The 21173-nt window shown below is 65.2% G+C and carries 21 protein-coding genes; 13 read left to right on the top strand and 8 right to left on the bottom strand.

Going from position 1 to position 21173, the window contains the following annotated elements; genetic code table 11:
- Positions 1-140 precede the first annotated feature (140 nt).
- Both MLE27_RS02465 and MLE27_RS02460 read right to left on the bottom strand, forming a co-directional pair.
- Positions 141-560, bottom strand: coding sequence for a ferritin-like domain-containing protein (locus MLE27_RS02465; protein ID WP_243310298.1), 420 nt, complete (start codon positions 558-560; stop codon positions 141-143).
- Complete coding sequence (locus MLE27_RS02460) at positions 529-1350, bottom strand: tRNA (adenine-N1)-methyltransferase (RefSeq protein ID WP_243310297.1); 822 nt, start codon at positions 1348-1350, stop codon at positions 529-531. The genes MLE27_RS02465 and MLE27_RS02460 overlap by 32 nt, the downstream gene beginning before the upstream one ends.
- A gap of 86 nt (positions 1351-1436) precedes the next feature.
- On the opposite strand from MLE27_RS02460, the gene MLE27_RS02455 reads away from it, so the two are divergent.
- From MLE27_RS02455 to MLE27_RS02430, 6 genes are all read left to right on the top strand, one after another.
- Complete coding sequence (locus tag MLE27_RS02455; RefSeq protein ID WP_243310296.1) at positions 1437-2414, top strand: radical SAM protein; 978 nt, start codon at positions 1437-1439, stop codon at positions 2412-2414.
- A 90-nt stretch (positions 2415-2504) separates the two neighbouring features.
- The gene (locus tag MLE27_RS02450) at positions 2505-3962 is read left to right on the top strand and encodes an Rne/Rng family ribonuclease (protein ID WP_243310295.1); all 1458 of its coding nucleotides are present in this window, start codon (positions 2505-2507) and stop codon (positions 3960-3962) included.
- A gap of 4 nt (positions 3963-3966) precedes the next feature.
- On the top strand, positions 3967-4548 hold the full coding sequence (locus tag MLE27_RS02445; RefSeq protein ID WP_243310294.1) for an epoxyqueuosine reductase QueH: 582 nt from the start codon (positions 3967-3969) through the stop codon (positions 4546-4548).
- A gap of 40 nt (positions 4549-4588) precedes the next feature.
- Positions 4589-5338: a GGDEF domain-containing protein gene (locus MLE27_RS02440; protein WP_243310293.1), complete on the top strand. Its 750-nt coding sequence runs from the start codon at positions 4589-4591 to the stop codon at positions 5336-5338.
- Positions 5339-5458: 120 nt separating this feature from the next.
- Positions 5459-6592: a radical SAM family heme chaperone HemW gene (gene hemW / locus MLE27_RS02435; RefSeq protein ID WP_243310292.1), complete on the top strand. Its 1134-nt coding sequence runs from the start codon at positions 5459-5461 to the stop codon at positions 6590-6592.
- Positions 6593-6668: 76 nt separating this feature from the next.
- Complete coding sequence (locus tag MLE27_RS02430) at positions 6669-7166, top strand: hypothetical protein (protein WP_243310291.1); 498 nt, start codon at positions 6669-6671, stop codon at positions 7164-7166.
- Between the two features lie 259 nt (positions 7167-7425).
- Here the strand turns inward: MLE27_RS02430 and MLE27_RS02425 are convergent, their stop codons facing one another.
- Both MLE27_RS02425 and MLE27_RS02420 read right to left on the bottom strand, forming a co-directional pair.
- Positions 7426-7710, bottom strand: coding sequence for a sll1863 family stress response protein (locus tag MLE27_RS02425; RefSeq protein ID WP_243310290.1), 285 nt, complete (start codon positions 7708-7710; stop codon positions 7426-7428).
- Between the two features lie 73 nt (positions 7711-7783).
- A complete protein-coding gene (locus tag MLE27_RS02420; RefSeq protein ID WP_243310289.1) occupies positions 7784-9181 on the bottom strand; it encodes a sigma-54 interaction domain-containing protein in 1398 nt (465 codons plus the stop codon).
- A 117-nt stretch (positions 9182-9298) separates the two neighbouring features.
- Between MLE27_RS02420 and MLE27_RS02415 the strand changes: the two genes are divergently transcribed.
- Genes MLE27_RS02415 through MLE27_RS02400 form a run of 4 tightly spaced genes read left to right on the top strand, consistent with a single transcriptional unit; the run spans position 9299 to position 13188 of the window.
- Positions 9299-10285 (top strand): 4Fe-4S dicluster domain-containing protein, encoded by a 987-nt coding sequence (locus tag MLE27_RS02415; protein ID WP_243310288.1) that lies wholly within the window; start codon positions 9299-9301, stop codon positions 10283-10285.
- A complete protein-coding gene (locus MLE27_RS02410) occupies positions 10278-10703 on the top strand; it encodes a hypothetical protein (RefSeq protein ID WP_243310287.1) in 426 nt (141 codons plus the stop codon). Before MLE27_RS02415 ends, MLE27_RS02410 begins: the two co-directional genes overlap by 8 nt.
- A gap of 4 nt (positions 10704-10707) precedes the next feature.
- Entirely contained in the window at positions 10708-11007 is a 300-nt protein-coding gene (locus MLE27_RS02405) for a hypothetical protein (RefSeq protein WP_243310286.1), read from the top strand.
- Between the two features lie 57 nt (positions 11008-11064).
- Complete coding sequence (locus MLE27_RS02400) at positions 11065-13188, top strand: cytochrome b/b6 domain-containing protein (protein ID WP_243310285.1); 2124 nt, start codon at positions 11065-11067, stop codon at positions 13186-13188.
- 60 nt (positions 13189-13248) lie between these two features.
- Here MLE27_RS02400 and thiL read toward each other — a convergent pair whose 3' ends face one another.
- From thiL to MLE27_RS02380, 4 genes are all read right to left on the bottom strand, one after another.
- Complete coding sequence (gene thiL / locus MLE27_RS02395) at positions 13249-14217, bottom strand: thiamine-phosphate kinase (protein WP_243310284.1); 969 nt, start codon at positions 14215-14217, stop codon at positions 13249-13251.
- The gene (locus MLE27_RS02390; RefSeq protein ID WP_243310283.1) at positions 14214-15428 is read right to left on the bottom strand and encodes an oligosaccharide flippase family protein; all 1215 of its coding nucleotides are present in this window, start codon (positions 15426-15428) and stop codon (positions 14214-14216) included. Before MLE27_RS02390 ends, thiL begins: the two co-directional genes overlap by 4 nt.
- Positions 15425-16030, bottom strand: a complete 606-nt coding sequence (locus MLE27_RS02385; RefSeq protein ID WP_243310282.1) for a D-glycero-alpha-D-manno-heptose-1,7-bisphosphate 7-phosphatase — start codon at positions 16028-16030, stop codon at positions 15425-15427. The genes MLE27_RS02390 and MLE27_RS02385 overlap by 4 nt, the downstream gene beginning before the upstream one ends.
- A gap of 218 nt (positions 16031-16248) precedes the next feature.
- On the bottom strand, positions 16249-17271 hold the full coding sequence (locus MLE27_RS02380) for a tRNA methyl transferase PRC-barrel domain-containing protein (protein ID WP_243310281.1): 1023 nt from the start codon (positions 17269-17271) through the stop codon (positions 16249-16251).
- A gap of 179 nt (positions 17272-17450) precedes the next feature.
- On the opposite strand from MLE27_RS02380, the gene MLE27_RS02375 reads away from it, so the two are divergent.
- From MLE27_RS02375 to MLE27_RS02365, 3 genes are all read left to right on the top strand, one after another.
- The gene (locus tag MLE27_RS02375; protein ID WP_243310280.1) at positions 17451-18731 is read left to right on the top strand and encodes a nickel-dependent lactate racemase family protein; all 1281 of its coding nucleotides are present in this window, start codon (positions 17451-17453) and stop codon (positions 18729-18731) included.
- A gap of 202 nt (positions 18732-18933) precedes the next feature.
- Positions 18934-19737, top strand: a complete 804-nt coding sequence (locus tag MLE27_RS02370; RefSeq protein ID WP_243310279.1) for a hypothetical protein — start codon at positions 18934-18936, stop codon at positions 19735-19737.
- 92 nt (positions 19738-19829) lie between these two features.
- Positions 19830-21044: an acyltransferase gene (locus MLE27_RS02365; protein WP_243310278.1), complete on the top strand. Its 1215-nt coding sequence runs from the start codon at positions 19830-19832 to the stop codon at positions 21042-21044.
- Positions 21045-21173: the final 129 nt, after the last annotated feature.

Raw genomic sequence — 21173 nt, 5'->3', positions numbered from 1 at the left:
CCGGGGCTGCAAAGGGCCGCCACCCCACGGCGGGCCCCAAGGCGCGCATCCGCGTTCAGCCGGAATAGCTAACACGCCGGGATGTCAGGGCCTACGGAAATTCGGGCCGCTTGATTACAATGTGTTCATGTGCGGGGCGTTCAGGAACGGTCCGCCGAGTGCCCGCAGGCCGAACGCAGCCGGAGGATCTGTTCGCGGTGCAGGGCCTCCTGGTCGATGGAGGACTGCAACACCGCGCGGTCGGCCTCGGTGGGGAGCAGCGGCAGCAGGACGGTGTAGCGCAGGATGGCGTCATCCTCGCGGGCCAGGCTGCGCTCGAAGAAGTCGTCCAGGGAGTCGGCCGGAAAGCTCTGAGGGGCGCTCATGGAGACCTCGCCGCCGTTGCGGGCGATGAGGGCCATGAGCTGCCGGATGTGCTCGGCCTCTTCCAGGGCGAAGGCGGCCAGCTCGCGCTCCATGCAAGGGTCCCCGCAGGATGCGGAGCGCAGCGAGTACTCCAGGAAGGAGGCTATCTCCGTCTGGAGCTGCTCATTGAGGTACTTCAGCAGCGTCTTCGTCATGCGGCTGTTCCTCCTGAACGTCGAGGCCCCTGTGCCTGGCGAAAACAAGGAACCCGGTGTGCGCCACCATGCGATCCTCGGGGCGCAGCCTGTCGGCAACGGGCTTGTAGCGCCGCAGCATGATCTCCAGCACCTCGATGTCCTCGAAGGGGGAGTTCTCCAGGCCGCGCAGCAGGTCGCTGATCTGGTTCACGGTGGGCAGCAGGAAGCCCACGGGCGCGCCGGGACAGATGATGTCGGCGGCCTGCTCCAGGTAGTCCCAGGGGGTGCGCACGTCCAGGAAGAGGGCGTCCGCGCCCCGGGCCTCCTCGGGGAAGCCGTCGGCGATGTCGAGGTTGAAGCGGGTGGCGCGATGGGCCAGGCCCACGCGCTCCAGGTTCTCCCCGGCCAGTTCGTAGAACTCCGTGCGTTTCTCGCAGGTGTAGAGGCGGCCGTTGTCGCCCACCATCCAGGCCAGGGCGGTGCTGAGCCCGCCGGAGCCGCTGCCCGCTTCGATCACGCGCCTGCCCGGGCCCACGCCCAGCTTGAGCAGGATGTAGCCGATCTCCTTGGGGTACATGATGGTGGTGGCGCGGCGCACGCCCTTGATGCAGTCGTAGAGGGTGGGGCGCATCACGCGGTAGGGCTTGCCCTTGTGGGTGCGCACCACCGCCCCGAACCCGGCCTGGGCCGCCTCGGACATGTGCAGCAGACCGTCCTGGGTGTGGAAGGTGGTGTCAGGCACCAGCGTGCGAAGATAGCGCTTGCCCTCGGGGCTTATGAGCAGTACCAATTCTCCGGTTTCAATCATGCCGGAATGCATCCTTTTTTTCTTCGGTGTCGTCGAGCACGACACTGTGTCCCTCCAGGCTCCACCTGTCAAGCCGGGGTTTAGCCATGTCCGTTGAGCACCCGGGACTCATCTTCGGGCCGGTGCGCTCCGGCCGCCTGGGCGCATCCCTCGGGCTGGACCTGCTCTCGGCCAAGATCTGCTCCTTCGACTGCCTGTACTGCGAGGTGGGCGCCACCAGGGCGCTGACCACCAAGCGCAAGCCTTACGTCCCCGCGGACAAGCTGCTGGGCGAGCTGGCCTATTGGCTCTTCCACGACCACCCCGAGTTCGAGGTGGTCACCCTGGGCGGCATGGGCGAGCCCACGCTCAACTCCGACATGGGGCGCATCATCGAGGGCGTGCGGGAGCTGGTTCCCGGCGTGCCCGTGGCGGTGCTGACCAACTCCAGCCTGGTTTCCGACCCGCAGGTGCGCGCCGAGCTGTGCCAGGCGGACATCCTGCTGCCCTCCATGGACGCGCTGGTGCCGCTGGAGTTCAACGCCGTGAACCGGCCCGCCGGGGGCGTCTCCATGGTGGACATCCGGCGCGGGCTTTTGCAGCTGCGCCAGGAGTTCACCGGCAGGATGTACCTGGAGGTGCTGGTGCTTGCGGGCGTCAACGACTCCGAGGAGAACCTGGAGCGCCTGGCCGCCTTCTGCGCCGAACTGGGCCCGGACAGGGTGGACGTGACCACCATGACCCGCCCCGGCGCCTACCCCCAGGCCCTGCCCGCCCCGCCTGCCACATTGGAGCATTTCCGCCAGCGGCTGTGCCCCTTGACGGCAAGCCAGGTGGAAGTGCCGGAAAAAGCCCGACATTTTGCCCCCGGACTGGACAACAGCACGGGTGACGGGCTACATACCATGAGCATGAGGGTGCTCGATTCCCTTGCCAGGCGGCCGCAGACCTTATCCGGTCTCGCTTCGGCCCTTGGCCTGCCGGAAGAACCCTTGAGGAATTTGCTGGACGAGTTGTTGCGCAGGGGCCTCGTGCAGGCTACCGAGCTCCAGGGCGACATATTTTATTTTTGTGGCAGAAACTGATCCGCAGGGCCGGGCCCACGCCACAGGGCCGCTCCGTACCCCTCGCGCCACAATTCCGGCGCAGATGGCCCCGCGGTAGGAGAATTTCGCATGGCGACAAAGAAGCGCAAGCGTAAGATGTTCATCTCCGTGCTTCCCGGCGAGGAAGTGGAGGTGGCGGTCTCTGAGGACGGCGCTCTCCAGGAATACTACGTGGAGATGACGCACCAGGCCAAGACGCGCGGCAACATCTACAAAGGCAAGATCCACAACGTCGATCCCTCGCTGCAGGCGGCCTTCATCAATTACGGGGCCGAGCGCAACGGGTTCCTCCAGATCGACGAGGTCCACCCCGAATACTACCTGGAAGAGCCCAGCGGCGAGCGCCGGGGCAAGTATCCCCCCATCCAGAAGGTGCTCAAGAAGGGGCAGGAAGTGCTGGTGCAGGTGGTCAAGGAGCCCACGGGCAACAAGGGCGCCTTCGTCACCTCCTACCTGTCGCTGCCGGGCCGTTATTTCGTGCTCACCCCCGGGCGCGAGCAGAAGGGCATCTCCCGCAAGGTGGAGGAAGAGGAAGAACGCAAGCGCCTCAAGGAGATCGCCGCCGGGGTCAAGCTGGACGAGGGCATCGGCGTCATCGTGCGCACGGCCTCCATCGGCCAGTCCAAGGCGGCGCTGGAGCGCGACATCAGCTACTTGAAGCGCCTCTGGAAAGAGGTCCGCGCCAGGGGCACCTCCGTCTCCACGCCGAACATGATCTACCAGGAGCCCGACCTCTCCGCCCGCGCCGTGCGCGACTACCTCACCGACGACGTGGCCGAGGTCTGGGTGGACGACAAGGAGACCGCCGAGCGCGTCACCGAGATGGCCGCGCTGGTCTTCCCGCGCAGGCAGGGCCTGGTCAGGCTGCACCCCGACACCGACCACAGCATGTGGGAGCGGTTCAGCCTGCGCAAGCAGATCGACCAGCTGCACGGCCGCGACGTGACCCTGCCCTCCGGCGGGCGCCTGGTCATCGACCACACCGAGGCCCTCACCGCCGTGGACGTCAACTCCGGCAAGATCGGCGGAGAGACCAACTTCAAGGAAATGGCCCTCAAGACCAACCTGGAGGCCGCCGTGGAGGTGGCCAACCAGCTGCGCCTGCGCGACATCGGCGGGCAGGTGGTCATCGACTTCATCGAACTCAAGGACCGCAAGCACGTGGCCGAGGTCGAGAAGGTGATGAAGGCGGCCATGAAGAACGACCGCGCCCGGCACGACGTGGGCAAGATCTCGCGCTTCGGCCTGATGGAGATCGTGCGGCAGCGCATGGGCTCCTCGGCCATGTCCGTGAGCACGGAGCTGTGCCCCTGCTGCCACGGCTCGGGAACCCGGCGCAACCTGGAGTGGCAGGCCCTGCAATCCCTGCGGGAACTCTACAGGCTGCTGCGCAAGGGCGGCGGGGCCGACGCGGTGATCTACCGGGCAACGCCGGAACTGGCCTTCTACCTGCTCAACCACAAGCGCCAGCGGCTGCGCGCCATGGAAGAGCACTACGGAAAGGCCATCCAGATTCTGCCGGAGTAGCGCCGTGATCCTGGTGCACGCCTGCTGCGGCCCCTGCGCAATCACCGTGCTCCAGACGCTCGCGGGCGGGGGGGAGCGGGTCCGGGTGTTCTACTACAACCCGAACATCCACCCCCTCATGGAGTACCTGCGCCGCAAGGAGGCCCTGGAGGCCGTCTGCGCCCGCCTGGACGTCCCGCTGGACTGCGCCGACGCCGAGTACGACCTGGCGTTGTTCCTGCGCCTGAGCGCCTTCCGGGAGGCCGCCCGCTGCCCCGGCTGCTACGCGCTCCGGCTGGACCGGGCCGCGCGGGAAGCCAGGGCCCTGGGCTGCGAGGCGTTCACCAGCACGCTGCTCTACAGCAAATACCAGGATCACGCCGCCATCCGCGCCGCAGGCGAGGAGGCCGCCGCAGCCCACGGGGTGGCCTTCCATTACGAGGACTTCCGCGGCGGCTGGGACGAGGGCGTGCGCCTCTCCCGCGAGTGGGGGCTCTACCGCCAGCCCTATTGCGGATGCATCCATTCCGAGTTCGACCGGTACAGGAAGAAACTGGGCAAGCCCGCCCCGGCCGCACGGGACGGGCGCTGCGCCACCCAGAGCTGAACGCGGCAGGCAGGCCGCTCGGCCCCAAGGAAGGCAGGCCATGGTCAACGAAGCATCCGTCTGGGGTTTCTCCACCTTCAATGTCGTCGTGGGCATCGGGCTCCTGGTCCTCCAGGCAGTGCTGCTCGTCTGGCTCTGGCTGGACAGGGGCAGGCGCGTCCGGGCGGAGAAACGCCTGCTCATGACCAGCGCGGAGCTGGAGCACGCCCTGCTGGAGCGCTCGCGCGACCTGCAGCAGGCCATGACCGACCTGCACGACGCCAAGGCCAGCCTGGGCCAGCTCCACCGCCAGTTCGACCTGGGCACCCGCACCGACGCCCTCACGGGCCTCTTCAACCGGCGCCACATCGAGGAGCGCATGGTGGAGGAGTTCTCCCGCTTCCAGCGCAACAGCACGCCGTTCTCCGTGATCCTCGTGGGAGTCGACCGCCTGGATGAGATCAGGGAGCGGCACGGCCAGGAGGCGGCAGACCAGCTGCTCAGGAAACTGGGCAGAGAGTCGGCCCTGACGGTGCGCCCCTACGACGTGGTGTCGCGTTGGAGCGGATCCGAGTTCCTGCTTCTGCTGCCCAACACCAACGAGAGCGCCGCCCGCATCGTGGCCGAACGCATGGGCGCGCACCTGGCCGCTCTGGAGTTCAACCACGGGGACACGGCCGTGCTGGCGGGGGTGACCTGCGGGGTCGCCACGGTGGGCCCGGAGGACACGCTGATCGACGTTGTCCAGAAAGCGGATGCGGCCCTGCGCAGCCCCAGCAACCCCTGCCGCGACGCCATGAAGCAGGCCTAGGGGCCAGGGCCGAAGCGGTCTTTCGGGGCAGCCCCCTCCGGTCCACGCCCCGTGCCCCGCTGGGGGCCAGGTTGCGGGCCAGGTTGCGGGCCAGGCCGCACGCCAGACGGATGCGAGTTCATGCTGCTATACATCCACGTTCCATTCTGCGTCTCCAAGTGCCGCTACTGCGCCTTCGCCTCCGAGGTCATGGACATGGACGCCCTGGAGGCCTGGGGCAAGGCCCTGGCCAAGGAGGCGGCCCACTACGCCAAGCTCCTGGGCAATCCCAGCTTTGAAACGGTCTACCTGGGTGGCGGAACGCCAAGCCTGCTGCCCGCCTGGGCCTTCGAGCGCCTGGCACAAACCATCAAGTTCAACTTTAACATTTCGCCAGGCGCCGAGTTCACCATCGAGGCCAACCCCGAATCCTGCGTGGAGAAGGAACTCATCGGTCTGTGGCGCTCCGCCGGGGTGAACCGCGTCTCGCTTGGCGTGCAGTCCCTGCAGGACGACCTGCTGGCCGCGCTGGGCCGCCCTCACACGGCCATGCACGTGCACGCGGCCGTGGAGAGGCTGCGAGCCGCCGGGGTGCCCAATCTCTCGCTGGACCTCATGTGGGGCCTGCCCGGTCAGCGCCTCAAGGGCTGGATTGACACGCTCAAGGCGGCCGTCCGCCTGGCCCCGGAGCACATCTCGGCCTACGGCCTCACCCTGGAGCCTGGCACGCCCCTGGCGGCCCAGGCCGAAGCCGGGAACCTGGCCCAACCCGGGGAGGGCGAGGCCTCGAAAATGTACGTGAACGGCGGGGACTACCTGGAAGAGATGGGCTACATGCACTACGAAATCAGCAACTTCGGGCGCATGGGCTTTTTCTCCCGCCACAACCAGGGCTACTGGGAAGGCAAGGACTACCTGGGCCTCGGCCCCTCGGCGGTCTCCACCATCAAGGGCAGGCGTTGGGAGAACCCGCGCACCGTGGCCGCCTACCTGCAAGCCGCCGCGAAGAACGCCTGGGGCTCCGGCGCGGAGGCGCTCACGCCCGAGGTGCGCGCGCGGGAGTTGCTCATGCTGGCCCTGCGGACCGCCAAGGGCATGCGCCTCTCAGACTACAAGCGCCTCACCGGGCGCGACCTGGCCGCGTCCGAGGGCAAGCTGCTGGGGGCCCTGAGCCAGAAGGGGCTGATCCGCATCCGCGACGGCAGTCTGCGCCTGACCAGGCCCGGGATGCTGGTGAGCAACCTCATCATCGGGCGTTTTCTCTTTCCCGATTGAGGCCGGCGGGATTGCGCAAATGCCGCGTTGCTGTCAGAAGGTGGCTATGAAACCAACACCTTCCAAGGAGCTGCATATGCCGTCACGTACGCTATCATTGTTCCTGGGCGTGATCGCCCTGCTTGTAGCCCTCGGCGCCAGCCCAGCGCTGGCCCAACAGAATTCCGAGAAGCCCGGGCCCAGCGGCACGCCCATCAGTGACGGGACGCTGACCATGGAGTTCGGCCAGGGCGGCTTCATCCTGAGCGCTTCCGGCGGCAACGGCATGCTGACCTTCAAGGGACGCAAGCACGTGTTCAAGGTGGGCAGCCTGGGTGTCGGCGGCTTCGGCGTATCCAAGGTGTCGGCGGTGGGCGAGGTGTACAACCTCAAGAAACTCGAAGACTTCCCCGGAGCCTACTTCCAGGCCCGGGCCGGGTACGCAGCCGGAGACGGCAAGGGCGTGCTCTGGCTGGAGAACTCCAACGGCGTGGTGCTCAAGCTGCGCACCAAGACCAAGGGCCTGGCGCTCTCCCTGGGCGCGGACGGCCTGCTGCTGGAGATGGGCGACATCAACAGGCCCAAGAAAAAGTAGCGGCCTGTCCCGTTGCCAGCCTCATGACGCGTAAAACCGCGGTGCGCACCGGCGCATCGCGGTTTTTTCCGTCACAGGCGGATGACCCTCAGAGGGCCGGCCAGAAGGGTTATGCCGCCCGACGCGCCAGCGCGCCGCGTACCATCCGCCGGGGCCGGGAATCAGCCAGGCGGCGCCTCAGGGAACCAGCCGCCACAAGCCGATCCTCGAGGCGAGCCGCGCTCCCGCGTGTCCCGCCTGCCCGGCGGAGAGGGCGGTCCTAGAGCTTTTCCTTGGCCTTGCTCAGGGCGTCCTTGAGGTCGTGGTAGGCCTTCTCGAAGCCGTCGCGCAGCTCGCCCCAGGCCGAAGCGCTGCCCGAGCGCAGCAGGGAGAGCTTGTAGCGGGCCAGATCGTACTTGGATTCGAGTTTGGACAGGTCCTGCTCGTAATTCTTGATGAAATCCTGGCCTTTGGTTTCGGCCTTGGCCTTGGTGGATTCGATGCGGTCCTTCAGATGGCTGAGCTTCTCCTCCATCTGGGCGCGGAATTTTTCGCGCTCTGGCATGGCTCTACTCCTGGCTGCATTTTGTCATGAGATATCCCTCGCATGCATGGCGGTCAAGGAGAGGTTGCCCTGTTCATCCCTCAACGGTGCGCCCGCAGGAAACGCCGTGTTTGCGCATCCTGTTGAGCACGGTGAGCCGCGTCACGCCCAGCAGCCGGGCAGCCTGGCTCTTGTTGCCCCCCGCCTGGCGCAAAGCCTCGATCAGCGCTGCTTTCTGAGCCTCGTCCCCAGCCTGCGCGCCCTGGGCCGCAACAGGCGCGAGCGGCGCGGTGAGGACCGCGGGCACGGGGGACGCACGCCGCAGGGCGGGTGGCAGGTGCCGGGCCTCGATGCGCCCTGACTGCGCCAGTACGGCCGCGTACTCCAGGGCGCTGCGCAGCTCCCGGACGTTGCCGGGCCAGGTGTGGGCCATGAACAGGTCCATGGCTTCGGGGGCGATGCCGCTGAGCTCCTGGCCGCCGCGTGCGCCGATGGCCTCCAGAAAGTGCCGGGCCAGCAGGGGCAGATCCTCCATGCGCTGGCGCAGGGGGGGCAGCTCGATGGGGATGACGTTGATGCGGAAATAGAAATCCTGCCGGAAGCGGCCCTGGGCGATGAGCGTGGGCAGATCCTGGTGGGTGGCGGCGATGAGCCGCACGTCCACGGGCACGGGGCTGTTTTCGCCCACGCGCTCGATGTTCTTGGTCTCCAGCACGCGCAGCAGCTTCACCTGGATGGAAAGCGGCGCGTCCCCGATCTCGTCGAGGAAGATGTCGCCCCCGTGGGCCGCCTCGAAGCGGCCCCGGCGCTGCTTGTGCGCCCCGGTGAACGCGCCCTTGGCGTGGCCGAAGAGCTCGCTCTCCAGCAGGGATTCGTTGAGCGCCGCGCAGTTGAGCTGCACGAAGGGCGCGCCCTTGCGCCCGCCCAGATCGTGGATGGCGCGGGCGGCCAGCTCCTTGCCGGTGCCCGATTCGCCCAGCAGCAGCACCGGGGCGTCGGAGCGGGCGGCCTTCTCCAGGATGTCGTAGAGCCTGCGCATGGGCACCGAGGCCCCCACCATGCCGTGGAAGCTGCCGGGTTGGTCCAGCAGGCGGGCCAGGGTCTCCACGCGGCGGTCCAGGCGGTCCAGCTCGGTCAAGTCCAGCACGCTCTCCACCGCGCCCAGCACGGCCCCGTCCGAGTCTCGGATCAGGGACTGGTTCTTGAACACCGGCAGCAGGGTGCCGTCCTTGCGCTTGATGTGGCAACGCTTGGCCGGGCTCTCCTGCCCGGCGAAGAGCGGGCACCAGGCCCCGCGCACACGGGCGCGCTCCCTGGCGCAGGTGTCGCAGCCGAACAGGGCACAGGGCCTGCCAACGAGCTCCCCGGCCTCGTAGCCGGTGAGCCGGGTCATGGCTTCGTTGGCCATGACGATGCGGCCCTGCGGGTCCACGATGAACACGCCTTCCTGGATGGCGTGGCAGATTTCGCGCCAATGCTTTCCGATATCCATGTTGACCACCTGTGTATGCACATGTATATGCACTATACGCCCATACACACGCAACTTCAAAATAATCACCATGAAATTAGCAGGTTATACTTGGCATGCTCCGTGCTCTAAGGGGGCATGCTCAAACACATCTCTCCCGACAGCCGCATCACGCGCAGAACGCTCCTGAAGACGCTCGGCCTGGGCGGAACCGCAGCCCTGTTTCCGGGCCGCGCCCGCGCGGCGGCCCTGCCCGCCTCAGGCGGCGAGACCGCAACCCTGCTGGACCTGAGCAAGTGCATCGGCTGCGGGGCCTGCGTGGAGGCCTGCCGCGAAACCAACGGCAAACGGTACCCCAAGCCGATCAAGCCCCTGCCCACGCTGCTGCCCCCCGGCACCAAGAACGAGGACTTCTCGGACAAGCGCGGGGACGACACCCGCCTGACCCCCTACAACTGGCTCACCATCCAGAGCGCCACGGTGGACGGCCAGGAGGTCCACATCCCCAGGCGCTGCATGCACTGTCAGAACCCGCCCTGCGCCAACCTCTGCCCCTGGGGCGCCGCCTCCAAGCGGGAGAGCGGCACGGTGGAGATCGACCCGGACATCTGCCTGGGCGGCTCCAAGTGCCGCGACGTCTGCCCCTGGCAGATCCCCCAGCGGCAATCCGGCGTGGGGCTCTATCTGCACATCCTGCCCACCATGGCGGGCAACGGCGTGATGTTCAAGTGCGACCGCTGCCAGGACCGCGTGGCCAAGGGCCAGCTCCCGGCCTGCGTGGAGGCCTGCCCCCAGTCCGTGCAGAGCGTCGGCCCCAGGGACGAACTGGCGGCCCAGGCCAGGCGCATGGCCAGCGAGCGGGGCGGCTACCTCTACGGCCTGGAGGACAACGGCGGCACCAACACGATCTACTATTCGCCCGTGCCCTTCGAGAAGCTGAACGCGGCCGTGGCCAAGGGGCCGGGCAAGCCGCACCTGGCCTCAGTGGCCGATTCCATGGCCGATTCCAACACGCTGGCCTGGGCCGTGCTGCTGGCTCCTCTGGCGGGCGCGGCCTCGGCCCTGCTCAAGGGCACGAAGAAAATACTGGCTTCCAAAGAAACCAAGGAAGGCTCCCATGAATAGCGCCTGGATCTACAGAATCGCGATGGCCGTGCTGGCCGTCTCCGGCGTGGCCCAGATGCCCGTTTTCAAGCGCTACGGCATCGCCTCCATCCCGGGCCTGGGCTGGACAGCCGACTATTTCTTCACCCACCGCCTGCACTATGTCGCCGCCGCGCTGCTGCTGTTCTGGCTGGTCAGGCGGCTCCTGCTGGACGGCCCCGCCGCCCTGGGCAAGGCGCGGCTGGCGCTGCTCGGGGCGCTGGTGCTCACCGGGGCCATCCGGATGCTCAAGAACCTGCCGGATGTTGATTTCTCCCCGCTGACGGTCATGCTCGTGGACTGGACGCACCTCGCCGCGGCCATGGCCATCGGGCTGGCCGCACTGGTCATGCTCGCCAAGAGACGCGCCGATGCGCGTGAACGCATAAACAGGAGGTGAGGTTATGAAAGCGTTGCGGCTGCTCGCGGGGCTGCTCCTGGCGCTGGCGGCGTCGTCCGCCTGGGCCGGGAGCTGCCCGCCGTTCATGCTCCGTGCCGAGGACGGCTCGGTCATCAACCCTGTAACCGGTCAGAATGCGGACAAGCCCATATCCACGCGCCAGACCTGCGGCGCGGAGGGCTGCCACGACTACGCGGCCATAACCAAGGGTTACCACTTCCAGCAAGGCTGGGACGTCATCCGGGACGATTTCAGCAAGGACAAGCCCTGGGTGCTCTCCCCGGGCATGATGGGCAAGTTCTGACCCCCGTCCTTTCGCCAGTTGGCGAAAAAGAACAACGACAATCCCGACCAGATCGACATGACCCCCTTCATGTTCGCGGCCGCGGGCGAGAAGGACGCCAAGAACATGGGCGTCCCCGGCTGCGGCGGCTGCCACCCGGGCGGCGGCGGCCTGGAGTTCGACCGCGACGGCAAGCGCTACGACGCCCGCCTCAAGGATGACCCCAAGCTGGCCACCACCCTGGACGGCGACTACTTCAAGAGCCAGTGGGACAAGACCGGCGTGGTGGAGGCCGACTGCTTCATCTGCCATCTGCCCAACTACGACTTCAAGGAGCGCAACAAGCAGCTCAAGAAGCTCAACTTCCGCTGGGCCGCCACGGCCGCCTCCGGCATCGGGCAGGTGGAGGGCTTCGTGGACGAGGGCAAGCAGCCCGCCGTGAGCTACAACCTGCGCCTCTTCAACCAGGACGGGAAGTACGCCCCGAACTTCCCCTCCGAGCCCCCCAGCGAAAACTGCGTGTTCTGTCACGGCATGTCGGACATGAAGAAGCGCGGCTTCTCCTGGAACGACCGCGTGAACCACGACGTGCACAACATGCGCGGCATGTCCTGCGTGAGCTGCCACCCCTCGGACAAGAACCACAACTTCGCCAAGGGGCAGGAGAACGTCTCCACCGTGCGGGACGACCTGGACAACACCATCAAGAAGTGCGCGGACTGCCACACCACGGGCTACATGGGCGCGCCCAGGCCCGAGCACGCGGGCATTCGCCCCAGCCACCTGGAGAAGCTGGCCTGCGAGGCCTGCCACATCCCGGCCATCAACCGGGCCGCGGGCGAGGGCTTCGACGTCACCAGCGGGGCCATGGTCAACTACCCCAAGATAGGGGCCAAGGGCATGGGCGCGGAATTCAAGTGGGAGCCGCGCTACCAGCTGCTCAAGCGCGGGCAGATATCGCCCGTGAACCCGCTCTTGGTGGTCACCTGGACCAACCGCGACGCGGACGGCACGTACACCCCGCTGTTCATGCGCGAGATCAAGAAGGCCTACGATCAGGTCGCGCCCAAGCTCCAGGCCAAGAACCCGGCCAAGCCCGAGCTGCACACCCCCGAGCAGATCGGGCTGATGCTCACCGCCCTGAACGAGTCCCTCAAGGGAAACAAGCGCTTCAAGGCCGTGGCCCCGGCCTACCACAAGGGCGGCGAGATCCATGAACTGAGCCCCGACGGCAAGGTCGTCACCCGCAAGGACGACACCTGGGTGGGCCACGTGGAGGGCTTCAACATCAACCACAACGTGGCCCCGGCCAAGTTGGCCCTTGGCGCGAACGGCTGCGCGGACTGCCATTCCGAGAAGGCCAACATGTTCATGGGCCGCCAGGTGGCGGACATGTTCGGGCCGGACGGCAAGCCCGTGTACACCGACAACGCCCGGCTGCTGGGCGTGAGCCACGCGGCGTTCAGCCTCAACGCCTTCTACCAGGCGGCGGTGGTGCCCTACGGAAGCTGGATCATCCTGCTGGTGGGCTTCATGCTGACCCTGCACTACACCGGCCAGGGGCCCAAGGGACTGGACGCCCGCTGCGAGCCGGGCGAGATCGAGCGCTTCAGCCTGTCCGAACGCTGGACCCACCTGCTGCGCATGCTGGCCTTCCTGGCCTTGGCGGCCACGGGGTATGTGTTCTTCACCAGCAACGCCACCCTGGCCAAGGCCCTGTTCGGCTCCTATAAGGCGGCCGTGGTCTGGCACTGGGTCTCGGGCCTGGTGTTCACGGGCGCGGGGCTGTACGCGGCGATCCTCTGGGCGCGCGACGCGGTGTTCACCAGCTATGACCGCACCTGGTTCGCCCTGCGCGGCGGCTACCTCGGCCGCAAGATCGAGGGCGAGCACGCTCCGGCCGGGCGGCTCAACGCCGGGCAAAAGGTGTTCTTCTGGTTGAGCCTCGCCCTGACGCTGGTCATGGCGGCCACGGGCATCCCGCTCATTTGGAAGCAGAGCCTCTCGGCCTCGACGGCGCTGGTGCTGGCCACCATCCACGGTGTGGGCGGCGTGCTCTTTGTGGCCGTGGCCCTGGCCCACGCCTACCTGGGCACCATCGCCAACCCCGGCACCTGGCGGGCGCTGGTGGACGGCAAGGTGAGCCGGGCCTGGGCGGCCGAGCATCACAGCGAATGGTTCAAGAAACACTTTAAGAAATAGAGCCGCTCGGGCGCGGAGAAAAAAGAGGGGGCCTAGGCCCCCTCTTCATTTTGCGGAAGATCAGCCGAAGTGGTCGAATCCTCTGCTCAGCAGGGGCCGCCCGTTGATGGTGATGCCCTGGCCCTGCACGGCCTGGCCGATGGGCCACATGTCCGGCATGCGGCCGTAGAGCTCCAGGAAGAGTGTGCGGTGGCAGGCCCCGAGCAGGGCGTAGTCCTCCCCGCCGATGACGGCCAGTTCCGCCGGGTCGCGGCCTGTGGCGTGGGCGTGGCGGATCACCTCGGCGTGGAGCATGTCCTCCGGGATGGAGAGCTCCGCGCCCAGGCCCTCGGGCAGGAAGCGCGGCAGGTCGCGCGCCAGCCCGTCGGAGACGTCCATGAGCCCGCGCACGCCCCTGAAACCGGAGAGCTCCAGCCCCTGGGCCAGCTTGGCCTCGGGGCGCAGGTGCGCGGCCACGGCCTCGGGCCAGTTCTTGACGCAGGCCGGGCCTTCCGATTCCAGCCGGGAGAGGCCCACGGCGGCCAGGCCCAGTTCGCCCACCACGAAGAGCACGTCCCCCGGGTGGCACATCCTGCGCTGGAACAGCCTGCCGGATTCCCCCGGCTCGCCCCACACCGTGATCGAGATGACCATGGAGGAGCAGGCGTTGAGGTCGCCCCCCACCAGCGGGATGCCCGTGCGGTTGGCCAACTCGGCCATGCCGTCCAGCACGCCCTCCCAGCAGGCGGCGGGGGTGTCCGGCGGCCCGGCCAGGCCCAGGCAGAAGCCCACGGGCTTGGCGCCCATGGCCGCGATGTCCGAGAGGTTCACGGCCAGGGCCTTGTGCCCGGCGTCCTGGGGCGAGAAGTAGGCCCGGCGAAAGTGCACGTTCTCCACGAACATGTCGCAGGTCATGACCATGGTCTCCGGGCAGGCCAGCACGGCGCAGTCGTCGCCGCGCCCCACGGTCATGTGCGGGTGGGCGTTGGGGAACCGGGCCGAGATGGCCTCCAGGAAGTGGTCTTCGCTCTGGAACGGGGAAGTTTTCATGTCCGCCTGAGGTAGCCCACCCAGAGCCCGGCGGCAAGCCCGGCCGTGAGCACGGCTTCCGTGCATACGGTGGCCAGGGCGGAGCCTTCCGCGCCCAGGAAGGGGATGAGCGCCACGTTGAGCGCCACGTTGGCCAGGGCCGTGCCGATGGTCACGCGGGCGTAGAAGCCCTCGCGGCCCACAGCCACCAGGGCCTGGGTGAGCACGCCGTTGGGCAGGATGAACAGCAGCGAGGGCAGCAGCCACAGGCACAGGGTCTGGGCGTGGGCGTAGCGCTCCCCGAAGGCCAGGCGGATGATCCAGGGGCCGAGCCACATGGCCAGGGCCGTGCCGCACACGGCCAGGGCGCACATCACGGCCAGCATGATGCGCAGCGAGCGCCGGAACTGCCCCGGTTGATTCAGGCCCACCCGGAGCTTGCGGAAGAACAGGTGCGTCAGCGGCGTGCAGAACAGCACAGCCGCTTCGATGAGCCTGTAGGCCGCCGCGTACTGGCCCACGGCGGCCTGGTCGCCGCTCAGCTGGGTGAGCAGGATGATGTCGGACTTGAAGTAGATGGTGGTGGCGGCGCTGATGAGCAGGAACGAGCCGCAACTGCGGTAGAGCGAGGGCTCGATGCGCAAGGCCGGGAGCACTCGGGCGGGCGCGGCCTGCGGCAGGGCCAACGCCACGGCCTGACCGGCCAGCCAGCCCGCGAAGATTGCCGCCGGGCCGGGCGAGGGCAGGCACAGGGCCAGGCCCACGCCCGCGCAGGTGAGCGTGCGCACGCACATGCGCCAGAGGGCCTCGCGCTCGAACAGGCCGTGCCCTTTCAGCTCGGCCGAAACGTAATTCCCGGCGGAGAACAGGGCGTAATACGCCAGGGCCAGGTACATGGCCTGCTTGTCGCGCAGGGGCAGGGCCAGCACCAGCAGCGCGCCCGCCAGGGTGACCAGCCCGGCGTGGCCCAGGGCCTGGCGCATGAGCGGTATCTTATGCGTAAGCCCTTGCGTGGGGTGGGCGGACTCGCGGAAGATCAGGGTGGAGAAGCCGCCGTCCTGCAGGATGGCGAAGAGGGAGGCGATGGTCAGGATGTAGCTGTACCCGCCGAAGGCTTCCGGCCCCAGGAAGCGGCCCAGCGCGAAGGAGAGCAGGGTGGAGAGCGCCGCGTTGTAGAGCGTGGCCCCCCACTGCCCGGCCAGGGCCGAGGCGAAGCGTTTGGCCGCGCTCACGGCGTCGTCTTCCCGGGGTGCAGCAGGCAGTCCACTGCGGCGGGCAGGTCCACGGCCAGGGCGGTGGGGCTGCCTTCCCGGCCGGGCTCGAGGCGCAGCCAGCCCGAGGCCAGCTCCGGCAGTTCCAGTTGGGCCGCGAAGCGCCTGCCGTGCCCGGTGAGCACCAGCACGGATTCGGCCAGCCCGCAGGCCAGCCCGAAAGCCACGTCGGAGGCGTTGTCCCCGATCATGGCCGTTTCGGCCGCGTTCAGCCCGAAGCGGTCCCGCAGCTCGCACCACATGCCCTGTGCGGGCTTGCGGCAGCCGCAGGACTCCTGCGGGGCGTGGGGGCAGTGGGCCACGGCCTCGAAGGCCACGCCGTAGGGGGCCAGCAGTTCGGCAAGGCGCTCCTGCACGGCCTGGAAATCCTCCAGGGCGTAGTAGCCGCGCCCGATGCCCGACTGGTTGGTGACCACGAACAGCCGCGCCCCGGCTGCGGTCAGCCGGGCCAGGGCTTTGCCAGCGCCTGGCACCAGCTCCACCTGGGCCGGGTCGTGCAGGTAGTGCTTCTCCACGATGATGGTGCCGTCGCGGTCGATGAGCACGTTCTTGAGGGCTGTCATCTTTTCCTCCCGTGCATGTCCGCGAGGGCGCTCAGGGGCGGGGAGGGTATGTTCATTTCGAGGAGGGATTTCACCACGGTGCCTTTGGTTGGGGATGCCCCCAGGCAGTTATCTGAAGTGGGGCGGCGCTTCAAGCCCCGCGCCCGGCACTCGCCCGGCTCCCGGTTTGCGCGGCTCACCCCCCCCGCCCAACGTTCGGGCTGCTTCCGTTCAGGCTCTCAGTCGATGACCCCGGCGGCCAGCACGCGGCCGGAGGCGTCGTACAGGGCGGCGGTCTGCCCTGGCGCGGGCCTGGGGATGGGGGCGTGGAAGCGCAGGCGCAGCCGCCCCTCGCGCAATTCGGCACTCACGGGCCGGGGACGCTGGCGATAGCAGGTCTGGGCCAGGGTCTCCCGCGGCCAGTCCCGCGTGGGCACGAGCACGTTGGCCGCCTCCGTGGAGCACTCCAGCACGTCCAGGGCGGCCTTGGGGCCTGCGATGAGGGCGTTGTCCCGCGCGCGTTTCTCCAGCACGTAGAGAGGCTCGCTCCAGGCCACGCCCAGGCCCTTGCGCTGGCCGATGGTGTGTCGCCACAGGCCCTGGTGCTGGCCCACGCGCCTGCCGTCCTCCAGCAGGATGGGGCCGGGGCCGGGGAGCCGTGCGCCCTGCGCTTCAAGAAATGCGCGGTAGTCGTCGCCGGGGATGAAGCAGACCTCCTGGCTCTCGCGCGGCAGGGGCGGGGCCAGGCCGCGCCGGGCAAGCTCCGCCGGCACCTCGGCCTTGCGCCAGCCGCCCAGCGGGAACACCGCCCGGGCCAGGGAGGCGGCGGGCACCAGGGAAAGGAAATAGCTCTGATCCTTCACGGGGTCCGCGCCGCGCAGCAATTCCCCGTGCTCGCCCAGGCGCGCGTAATGCCCAGTGGCGATGCGCTTCGCGCCCAGTCGGGCCGCGTGCTCCGCCAGCAGACCGAACTTCATGTCCCGGTTGCAGCCCGCGCAAGGGTTTGGCGTCCTGCCTTCGACGTAGGCGGCCACGAAGGGCTCGATCACCCTGCTGCGGAACTCCCCGGAGAGATCCACGGCCTCGAAGGCCACGCCCAGTGCGGCGCACTGACGGGCCAGGGCCTCGGCCAGGGCCAGCTGCGCGTCGTCGGGCGGCAGAAAATGGGCGTGCAGGGCCAGCACGTCCGGCTTCCGGTCGCGCAGGAGCGCCAGGGCCAGCAGGCTGTCCATGCCGCCGGATACGGCGGCGGCGATGCTCATGCTAAAACTCTCATGGTGTTCGTTTCCGGTGGCACACGTAACAGGAGCTGGGCCGCTTGTTAACCACCCTTCCTGGATTGCCGACGGGCCGTGTCGGAAATGCGTGACATTGGGACGGCTTGCGTCGTATCGTGGGAGCGCATTCCCCCGGTTCAACCCTATCGCGAGGTTTCCAGCCGATGAAAGTGACCCTCAACTACGGGAAGACAGGTTACGAACTGGCGTTGCCGGAGGACTGCAACGTCACCGTCATACGAAAGCAGGCCATGCCCGTGCTGGCCGACCCCGCCCAGGCCCTGGAGCGCGCCCTGGACAACCCCACCTCCGGCCCGACCCTCTCCGAGGCCGCCAAGGGCCGCAAGTCGGCCTGCATCCTCATCTGCGACATCACCCGCCCGGTGCCCAACGGCATGATCCTGCCGGTGGTCATCAAGCGGCTCATGGACGCCGGCATGGACCCCAAGGCCATCACCGTGCTGGTGGCCACCGGCCTGCACCGCCCCAACGAGGGCGAGGAGCTGCGAGAGCTCATCGGCTCGGACTGGGTGCTCAAGACCGTGCGCGTGGAGAACCACTTCGCCCGCAACGACGAGGACCACGTGCTGCTGGGCACCTCCAGCCAGGGCACGCAGATCAAGGTGGACAAGCGCTTCGTGGAGGCCGACCTCAAGCTCGTCACCGGCCTGGTGGAGCCGCACTTCATGGCGGGCTACTCGGGCGGGCGCAAGGTGATCCTGCCGGGCGTGGCCCACCACGACACCATCACCCGCTTCCACACCGCCACCTTCCTGGAGTGCCCGGCCTCGGCCAACTGCGTGCTGGAGGGCAACCCCCTGCACCGCGACCAACTGGACGGCGTGGCCATGCTGGGCGACGTCTGGGCCGTGAACACCGTGCTGGACGAGCACAGGCGCGTCTCCTACCTCAATTTCGGCCCCCTGGAGGAGAGCCACCTGGACACCGTGGCCTTCACCCGGCCCTATTCCGAGATCAAGCTGGACCGCACCTGGAAGACCGTGGTCACCTCGGCGGCCGGGTACCCGCTGGACTCCACCTACTACCAGACCGTCAAGGGCATGGTGGGCGCCATGGACGCCCTGGAGCAGGGCGGCAAGCTGTTCATCGCCAGCGCCTGCACCCAGGGCATGGGCTCGCCCGAATACGTGGACGCCCAGAAGCGCCTGGTGGCCCTTGGGGTGGACGGCTTTTTGAGTGACATCATGCCCAAGCAGCGCGCCAGCATCGACGAGTGGCAGACCGAGATGCAGCTCAAGCCCATGCGCAAGGGCTCCATCTGCCTGTACACGCGCGGCCTCAAGGAGGAGGACAAGGCCTTGACCGGCGTGGAGGTCGTTGACGACCTGGAGGCCGCCCTGGCCAAGTGGCTGGCCGCCTGCGGCGACAAGGACGTGGTGGTGATTCCCGAGGGGCCGTACGTGGTGCCCTTGCAGGGTAAGTAGCGGATCGGCAGCCTTAATGTGCAGGGCGGGGTTGGGCGTATGCCCGGCCCCGCCTTGGATTGCTGTGTCAGGAGTAAGTTCGTTTTACATGTAGTTCTTTTGAGAATTGTGAATTTCAAGGTGGGCGCACCTGTTCTCATGTTTTTGTTGACAGGAATGTTAATCGCCTTCATTATTGATATATGTGTATAGCGGGGTGGGGATGGCTAAGACATATTGCGTGGTTATTAGGGCTCATTATATTGATGAGCATGTTTCAGCAGTCGTTGCAGAATTCAATAAGCTTCTTGGCGAAGATCAATTTGTAGTTCTCGATACTGACTCGGTATGTCAGTGTTCAGGGTTGAGTAATGTATTGCTGTACGGGTCGGCTGATATTAGAAGGGCAGGGTTGTTGTTCGATAATAATATATTCGAATATAGCAAGTGGTATAATGGTGACTATTCGTTGTATATTGCGTGCCGAATGATTGATAGGCAGTATGATGACTATTGGTTTATTGAGTACGACGTGCTCCTAAATTTTGATGATATACGTGATTTTTTTGATCATTTCCAAGAAATCGATTGTGATTTCATTTCTGCTAGATTTCGAAAAGCAGACAAGGACTGGATTTGGGCCAATAACCTTGAGTGGTTTTCATCTGACGTTTACGGGTCGTTTTTTCCGGTCGTTCGCGTCAGTCGGCGAGCAATTAATATGTTGTACTATTCGCGTGTGCTTTGTGGTCAGCAGTTTGTGAGACTTGGGTTAGATCGTAAATGCTGGCCACATGCGGAGGCTTATTGTCCTACCGCCTTGCAGAAATTTGGTTTTGACTGCGCTGACATTAACAATTTCGGCAAGCAATTCTATACGCCAGATTCACTAAAAGGGAAGAGGGCTGGCGCACATTATACGGATGATGACAGGTTTGGTGTTGCGGACAGTCTGATTTATCATCCAGTATACGACGCAACCCAAAAAAAGTTTTGTCCTGTCTGCAGGCAATTACGAAACATTTAAGAACTGATGACTTACTCGTTGATATGTTTAATTTTGGAAGTTGCCGTCGTTGAAATTCGCACTGCTGGTTGATCTGAAAGTGGGGTGTAAGGATGGATCTTGCTGCGTGTCCGGACGTTATTACCAAAAGTGACTTTTTATCTTCGTTTGAAACTCATGTTGGTTTGCCAATTTCAAATTTCTACACTCATGACCTACCTGATACATTTTGGAAATTGCCGATCGAACGGTCAGGTATTATTGACTGTAACTCTGCAAATTCCGCTCTTGATTCATTTGTTTACTGCCCAACAAGTATTGAGTGCCATAGATTGGCTGGTGTTAGGGTTCGATCGAAGCCAGGCTGCGTTTTTAGCAATTGCAATGTATATTTGGTCGATTTTCCATATGCTGGTTGTATTGATGTTATGATGTTTAATGACAGTAATTATTTGTTTAATTTTTCATCAAAGTACATCAAACTAAACTGTAAGCTCCGGGGTAAGTCAGTTTTTGTGATAGGTCAGGACACATCGTGTGTTGATGCAAAGTTGGATGGATATGAATTCTCTTGCACTATTGGATTGGATTCAATGCTCTCTGAAGAGATCGTTATTCAAGCTTCTGATGAGCATGCAATAGTAGATTGCAAGACAAATCATTCGGGGCCAAAGGGTCGGAGCCATGTTTGCATTGGACGCCATGTATGGGTGGGGAGGAGGGCGTTCATTTTAAAAAATGTGGTTGTCGGGGACGGCTCAATTGTCGGAGCATCTGCCTTGATAACGAAGTCTTATCCAAGATTTTCGGTAATTGGTGGGAACCCTGGAAGGTTGATCAAGTCTGGCGTAAGTTGGGCGAGGCTGCCAAGTGGCCTCAGCGACGAAGAAAGATTTTTGCTGGATGATATCACTCGCATTGCTGACGTATGCAGTGAGCCAACTGCCACAAACAATTACCGGTTTCTTGATAGCCTGCTCAATGTCGAGTCGGGAAATCTCGACAACCTCACCACCGGGCACCCCCCAGGTAATTTCCATACTGTCAGGCAAAGCATTTGCGATGGAAGGCAAGATATTGAGAAGCATGGTTTTGATGCAAAGCAGGCGTATTTGTATAATTGTATGTCAATCTTGTCCAATTTTCTTGTGGACGATTCAGAGGCATGCTCACTAATTGACATGTTTTGGGGCAGGATCAATTTCGACGATGCTGCCTACTTGCGTTTGAATCCAGACGTCGCAATGGCCGTTAGTCGTTGTGAAATTAAATCCGGATTTCACCACTGGATTAAGTACGGCATTAAAGAAAAACGCAGAATTATATAGTCGTTATTTTCAGGGTTGAGCGCTCGTGGTTCCTATGTTTTGTCGATTAACCCAGTTGTGTGATGTCATTTAATTCGTGCACGAAGATGCCTGTCGCCTAACGCCTCTACTTAGACGGTGGCAGGTGGA

The organism is Fundidesulfovibrio agrisoli, assembly GCF_022808715.1.
Taxonomy (GTDB): Bacteria; Desulfobacterota; Desulfovibrionia; order Desulfovibrionales; family Desulfovibrionaceae; genus Fundidesulfovibrio; species Fundidesulfovibrio agrisoli.
This window is presented reverse-complemented; position numbering and strand designations above follow the sequence as displayed.